The sequence below is a fragment of the Bacillus sp. JST-5 genome (assembly GCF_057747715.1).
Genome location: NZ_JBYLHW010000009.1, coordinates 1 through 5,741 on the forward strand (window position 1 = coordinate 1; position 5,741 = coordinate 5,741).

Genomic DNA, 5,741 nt, shown 5'->3' on the forward strand with positions numbered 1-5,741 from the left:
CTTCCGTGGTCTTCGCCCAATCTAACCAGGCTCGACTTCCCTTTGTCCTCCATAGGAGGTCTCTTTTGACGAGGCGGCAGGATTCACTTTATGTTACGGTCTGCTGATTTGCTCGCACTCTCCAAGAGAGTTACTTTGTCACAGGGCTTCAACCTTAGGATTTCTCCACCAGTTGCCTGTCAGCTACCGAGCGTCTTGGCACTTACTCGGGTTGGACTTGCACCAACTAGCAGATAACAGCTTAGCTGGGCACGCTCAAATAAAAAATCACAAGCCTCTGCTTGTGAAATTAAGGTAAAGGGAGGAAATCTATCCCAAATATTCATTAGATGTCATTATGAATCCTTTTCTACCTATTACAATTGCACGCAAAAATAAAAGAAAGGCAGAACAAGTCCCCTTTCTTTTCATAAGAAAACAACAACTATTGAATAAACAATAAACTTCCCAAATAAGTAACTTATTGTGGAGAAAAAACAATTGTTTAGTTTTTTCGCTAACAAGAAGATTATTAAAAAAGGACAGACTAATCCCGTTTACCCTGTTTACACAAACAGAGCCTTTGACCATATTCAATTTACTGGATCAAAGTTGGGAATCGTAGTCTCATAGCGTGTGTCATTTTTTAATAATCCTCCTATATGATGAACATTTCTGTTTAATTGTAAACGAACTTACAGAAAAATTCAATGGCTATGTAAAAAGTCTCATAAAAAAACTCCCAAGCTTATGCTTGAGAGTTTTGAATAGCCGAAATTAACGTTTAGAGAATTGTGGTGCGCGACGAGCGCCTTTAAGACCGTATTTTTTACGTTCTTTCATACGAGCGTCACGAGTTAATAATCCTGCACGTTTTAAAGTTGGACGGTAGTCAGGATCTGCTTGTAATAATGCACGAGCGATACCATGACGGATAGCTCCTGCTTGACCTGTATAACCGCCACCTTTTACATTAACTAGAACATCATATCTTCCTAATGTTTCAGTAGCTACTAGTGGTTGTTTAACAACTTCACGTAGAGCTTCAAATGGAATATAATTTTCAATTTCACGATCATTTATAATAATACGGCCATCACCTGGTACTAAACGAACACGAGCAACAGAGCTTTTACGACGACCTGTACCGTAGTATTGTACTTGTGCCAAGATATTTTCCCTCCTTCAGATTAACCGCGAAGTTCGTAAACTTCAGGTTTTTGTGCTTGATGTGGATGTTCACTACCTGCATATACGTGTAATTTTTTGAACATTTGACGTCCTAAAGAACCTTTTGGAAGCATTCCACGTACAGCAAGTTCAAGCATTTTCTCAGGATAATTTTTTCTCATTTCATTAGCAGTTCTAACTTTTAAACCGCCTGCAAATTGGCTATGACGATAATATAGTTTATCAGTTAATTTTTTACCAGTAAGTTCGATTTTAGATGCATTAATAATAATAACGTGATCACCAGTATCAATATGTGGTGTATATGTTGGTTTATGTTTACCGCGTAAAAGCGCAGCTACTTCACTTGCAAGACGACCTAAAGTTTTTCCTTCAGCGTCGACTAGAAGCCATTTGCGTTCTACATCGTTTGGCTTAGCCATATAAGTACGCATGTTGTTACCTCCTAATTTTCAATCAAAATGTTTTATGTCAACCAGTTAAGTTCCGGGGCTTAACTCGTGGAATAAAAACAATACCATATGCTATAATACCTTTTTTAATTAGTCATGTCAAGATAATCTTTAGCGACGAACATTGAGTTAAACAAAATTTTTAATAAAAAACTTCCCAAAGATACAAACCATGACCCGGTGCAGTTTTTCCAGCTGCCGAACGATCTTTCTTCTCTATGATTTTAGGGATATCTTCAGGATTTTTCTCCCCATTTCCAACTTCAATTAACGTACCGACAATAATGCGGACCATGTTATAAAGAAACCCGTTACCACGAATAACTACAGTTAATTGATTTGTCTCTTCCAATAAATCAATATAAGTAATCGTTCGAACCCGGTCTTCCATTTCTGTTTTTGCCGAGCAAAAGCTGGTAAAATCAAAAGTTCCCGGGAAATAACTCATAGCTTCTCTGATTTTTTCGATATTTAATGGGTATGGATAGTGGTATGCATAGTTTCTGATAAAAGGATCTTTTTCTTTCTTCGTAGAAATGATATACCGATATTCCTTTTCAACTGCCGAAAACCTTGCATGAAAATCAGTAGATACATATTGACTATCGATTATGACAATATCATCTGGAAGAAGTGAATTTAAGGCAATTTTCCATCGTTCTTCAGGTATTGATAGATGACTATCAAAATGGATGATTTGACCCTTTGCATGAACTTTTGCATCTGTCCTACCTGAAGCAAATATTTTCACGTCTTTACCTTTATGAAGAGTCTTTAAGGCTCTTTCTATTTCTTGTTGTACCGTGCGTTTATTAGGTTGAATTTGGTATCCAGCAAAATTGGTACCATCATATGCTACTTTACACTTTATACGATACATTTTTCATTCCCCATTAAGATCGGAATATAATTAATATAATGACTATACCAGCTAAAAATATAAATGAAAGACTATCAGTGACAGACCATTTCAATAAACGGAACTTAGTTCTTCCTTCTCCACCTTTATATCCCCTTGCTTCCATAGCTATAGCCAAATCTTCAGCTCGTTTAAAAGAATTAACAAATAAAGGGATTAACAAAGGAACAACAGATTTCATTCGTTCTTTCAACGGCCCACTGGAAAATTCCACTCCACGGGCTGCTTGAGCTTTCATTATTTTATCGGTCTCTTGCATCAATGTCGGGATAAAACGAAGAGCAATTGACATCATTAGTGCTAATTCATGAACAGGAAACTTGATTTTTTTCAACGGATGTAATAGACTTTCAATACCATCCGTTATTTCAATCGGAGTAGTTGTTAACGTTAATAATGTTGTTACTAAAATTAAATATACAAATCTTAATGAAATAAAGATAGCTTGTCGTAAACCATTTTCATAAACTTGAATTAATCCGAGATCAAAAATGATGTCCCCTTCTTTTGTAAAAATTATGTGCATAAGAAACGTAAATAAAATAAGCCAAATTAAAAATTTCAATCCACTAAAAATAAATTTAATAGAAATGTCGGAAAGCAACACACATATGATTGTAAAAATTCCTAGGATAGTATAAGTGATAGCATTATTAGCTAGAAATACTGTAATAATATAGAAGAAAACAAATAATATTTTCGCCCTTGGATCCATTCGATGCAACAGTGATGCGGCAGGTATGTAACGTCCGAAAATAATTTTTTCCATCATTCTTGGTTCCCCCGTTTTAACGCTTGGACGGTTGCCTCAACTAGCTCGTTTAATGTTAGACACGGTTTCTCACTCGCAAAGGCTAACTTTTGTTTTAACTTTTGTTGAATACGTATGGAAACTGGGACATCTAATCCTAAATCGAAGAGTTGATCGGATGAAGAAAATATCTGTTCCGGTGTTCCTTGCTTGATTACTGTACCTTTATCCATAACGATGATTTGATCTGCATACAATGCCGCGTCTTCCATACTATGTGTAACAAGTACCGTTGAAATTTCATTTTGTCGATGGAGACGATAAAACATTTCCATTATTTCTAAACGACCTTTTGGATCTAATCCTGCTGTAGGTTCATCTAATACAAGAACTTCTGGTTCCATCGCTAATACCCCTGCGATGGCTACTCGACGCATTTGCCCACCAGATAAATCAAATGGGGATTTTGATAATATATCTTCTGAAAGTCCAACTTGGTTTAATGCCCATCTTGCCTTAGCCTTTGCTTCTTCGAGTGATGCGCCAAAATTCATTGGTCCAAAGCATATATCTTTTTCAACGGTTTCTTCAAAAAGTTGATGCTCTGGAAACTGAAAAACAATTCCTACTCTTTTTCTTACCTCTTTTAACGCTTTCTGTTTTTTTCCTGCCTGTATGACTTTTTCACCGATTTTTACTAATCCTTTTGTTGGTTGCAGTAAACCATTTAAATGTTGAAGGATTGTAGACTTGCCTGAACCAGTATGACCGATGATCGCTACATATGTTTTGGAAGAAATTTCAATGTTGATATCATAAATTGCCAATCGCTCAAAAGGAGTATTTTTTTGATAACAATATTCTACATCTTTGAGGATAATGTCCATAGGTACCTCACCAACTCCTCTTCATGTAAAATTTCTTTGGGAATTTGGATTCCTTTCTCCCTTAGAGCGTTAGCAAATTTAATGGTAAAAGGGAGATCAAGACCTAAATCGTGTAATTGATCTCCTAGTTGGAAAATTTCATGAGGACGTCCTTCTTTATATAATTCTCCTCGCTTCATTACAATAAGTCGGTCTGCCCTCATTGCCTCATCTAAATCGTGTGTAATGGAAATAATCGTTAGTTTTTTATTGGATTTTAGAGTACGTATTGTATGTAATACTTCTTCTCTACCTCTTGGATCAAGCATTGAGGTTGCTTCATCTAATACGATGATTTCCGGCTGCAAAGCTAATACACCTGCAATGGCTACTCTTTGTTTTTGACCACCTGACAATTGGTGAGGTTCTTGAGTCATAAATGCATCCATTTTGACACTTTTTAAAGCTTCGTTTACACGAATGACCATTTCCTCTCGAGGTATTCCGTGATTCTCTAGTCCAAATGCCACATCATCTTGAACAGTCGTTCCAACAAATTGATTATCTGGATTTTGAAACACCATTCCAATTTTTTTTCTTACAGCCCAAACATTCTTTTCATTTACCTCAATATTTCCAACGATTACCTTTCCTTCTTCTGCAAATTGAAGTCCGTTCATAAGTTTAGCAATAGTCGATTTTCCTGAACCATTATGGCCCACAATGGCCAACCATTCCCCTTCATATACATGAAAAGAAACATTTTTTAAGGCATACTCAGTGTTTGGTTGATACCGAAATGAAACATTTTCAAGTTTTACAATAGGTCTTCCCATCCATTTTCCTCCTCTTCTCCTCTTTGTAATAGCCAAAAAGTATGGCCTATTACACATCTCTTCTCTTCTCAACTCATCTTTCTTTTTATGTTACATAATTCAAAGAGAGTGGCGTCACTGCGTCGCCCTCTTTGAATCATGTACTTTGCCTAAATATAAAAAAAGCCTGCACCTCTTTCATGCAGCTTTTTATCAAACTATATAAAAATTGAAGAGGTGCATGAGCTAGACAAATAGCCTTTGCCATTTATCGTAACGCTCGCTTTTCTTTTACTTCAGTCATATAAAGAAAAAGGGCATAGACCCAGTTCAGCAACCTGTCCCGCCCTATTGAAGTAAATACGATTATACTAACTCAATAATTACCATTGGTGCACCGTCACCGCGGCGAGGACCAATTTTCATTATACGAGTGTATCCACCTTGACGTTCTTCATAACGTGGTGCAATTTCTGAGAATAGTTTTTGAAGTGCATCTTGACCACTCTCTTTATTAGCAACTTCATTACGAATGAATGCTGCTGCTTGTCTACGAGCATGTAAATCTCCACGTTTACCAAGAGTAATCATTTTTTCTACAACTGATCGAAGTTCTTTCGCACGTGCTTCAGTTGTTTCAATGCGCTCACTGATAATTAGGTCTGTCACTAAGTCACGAAGTAATGCTTTACGTTGAGCACTTGTACGTCCTAATTTTCTGTATGCCATGAAGTTTCCCTCCTTTATGAAGTCAATTTCATCGATTAG

General features: G+C 36.6%; 8 protein-coding genes. All 8 read right to left on the reverse strand.

Going from position 1 to position 5,741, the window contains the following annotated elements; all coding sequences use genetic code 11:
• Positions 1 to 577: 577 nt before the first annotated feature.
• Positions 578 to 622: an erythromycin resistance leader peptide gene (locus AC3ASS_RS03580; protein WP_488282201.1), complete on the reverse strand. Its 45-nt coding sequence runs from the start codon at positions 620 to 622 to the stop codon at positions 578 to 580.
• Positions 623 to 756: 134 nt separating this feature from the next.
• A complete protein-coding gene (gene rpsI, locus AC3ASS_RS03585) occupies positions 757 to 1,149 on the reverse strand; it encodes a 30S ribosomal protein S9 (protein ID WP_488282142.1) in 393 nt (130 codons plus the stop codon).
• 20 nt (positions 1,150 to 1,169) lie between these two features.
• Positions 1,170 to 1,604 (reverse strand): 50S ribosomal protein L13, encoded by a 435-nt coding sequence (gene rplM, locus AC3ASS_RS03590; protein WP_488282143.1) that lies wholly within the window; start codon positions 1,602 to 1,604, stop codon positions 1,170 to 1,172.
• A gap of 160 nt (positions 1,605 to 1,764) precedes the next feature.
• Entirely contained in the window at positions 1,765 to 2,502 is a 738-nt protein-coding gene (truA, locus tag AC3ASS_RS03595) for a tRNA pseudouridine(38-40) synthase TruA (RefSeq protein WP_488282144.1), read from the reverse strand.
• Between the two features lie 13 nt (positions 2,503 to 2,515).
• A complete protein-coding gene (locus AC3ASS_RS03600; RefSeq protein WP_488282145.1) occupies positions 2,516 to 3,313 on the reverse strand; it encodes an energy-coupling factor transporter transmembrane component T family protein in 798 nt (265 codons plus the stop codon).
• Positions 3,310 to 4,179: an energy-coupling factor ABC transporter ATP-binding protein gene (locus tag AC3ASS_RS03605; protein ID WP_488282146.1), complete on the reverse strand. Its 870-nt coding sequence runs from the start codon at positions 4,177 to 4,179 to the stop codon at positions 3,310 to 3,312. Before AC3ASS_RS03605 ends, AC3ASS_RS03600 begins: the two co-directional genes overlap by 4 nt.
• On the reverse strand, positions 4,155 to 4,994 hold the full coding sequence (locus tag AC3ASS_RS03610) for an energy-coupling factor ABC transporter ATP-binding protein (protein ID WP_488282147.1): 840 nt from the start codon (positions 4,992 to 4,994) through the stop codon (positions 4,155 to 4,157). Before AC3ASS_RS03610 ends, AC3ASS_RS03605 begins: the two co-directional genes overlap by 25 nt.
• Before the next feature lie 345 nt (positions 4,995 to 5,339).
• Positions 5,340 to 5,702 carry a 50S ribosomal protein L17 gene (gene rplQ, locus AC3ASS_RS03615; RefSeq protein WP_488282148.1) on the reverse strand — a complete coding sequence of 121 codons (363 nt, stop codon included), beginning with the start codon at positions 5,700 to 5,702 and terminating at the stop codon, positions 5,340 to 5,342.
• Positions 5,703 to 5,741: the final 39 nt, after the last annotated feature.